The following is a 541-nucleotide window of genomic DNA, read 5'->3' on the forward strand; positions in this document are numbered from 1 at the left end:
CCCGTGTTCCAGGAGTACAGCATCTTCCCCTGGCGCAACGTCGAAGACAACGTCCGTCTCGGATTGGACGCCGCGGGAGTCGACCGCGCAGAGGCCGACCGCCGGGTCCAGAAGTGGGTGGACCGAGTCGGGCTGACCGGGTTCGAGGGTCAAGCCCCTGGTAGTGGTGTAACTCGTTTTTGATCCTTCGTTGGTGGTCAGGCGGGTAGTTGCATCAGTTCATCGGTGCTCACCTCCGTCGCCTGGCTGGTGTCGGTGTTGGTGGTCAGGGTGAGCCGGCAGCGGCTGAGCACTTCTAGGCCGAGGTATCGGCGGCCTTCGGCCCATTCGTCGGTCTGCTCGGCCAGGACGGCGCCGGTGAGGCGAACGACGGCATCCCGGTGAGGGGCATGCTGCGCCACCACTGCGAGGGCGAGCGCGTAGCCCCCGGCGGTGGCGGGAGGGTCGCGGGCCGGGCGGTGGTGTCGGTGAGCTGTGCCAGGGGGTCATCGGGGAGGCCGACCGTGACCCGGGAGCGCGTCCCCGGGCGGGGGCGTATGGG

The 541-nt window shown here is 69.1% G+C and carries 2 pseudogenes; one reads left to right on the forward strand and one right to left on the reverse strand.

Features of this window, described 5'->3' with window-relative positions:
- A pseudogene (locus A8G15_RS31600) lies at positions 1-183 on the forward strand (ABC transporter ATP-binding protein); the annotation flags it as partial.
- Positions 184-197: 14 nt separating this feature from the next.
- On the opposite strand, the pseudogene A8G15_RS29025 reads toward A8G15_RS31600, so the two are convergent.
- Positions 198-386, reverse strand: a pseudogene (locus A8G15_RS29025) (IS256 family transposase); the annotation flags it as partial.
- Between the last annotated feature and the right edge of the window lie 155 nt (positions 387-541).

This window comes from Rhodococcus phenolicus (genome assembly GCF_001646785.1).
GTDB classification, from domain to species: Bacteria; Actinomycetota; Actinomycetes; order Mycobacteriales; family Mycobacteriaceae; genus Rhodococcus; species Rhodococcus phenolicus.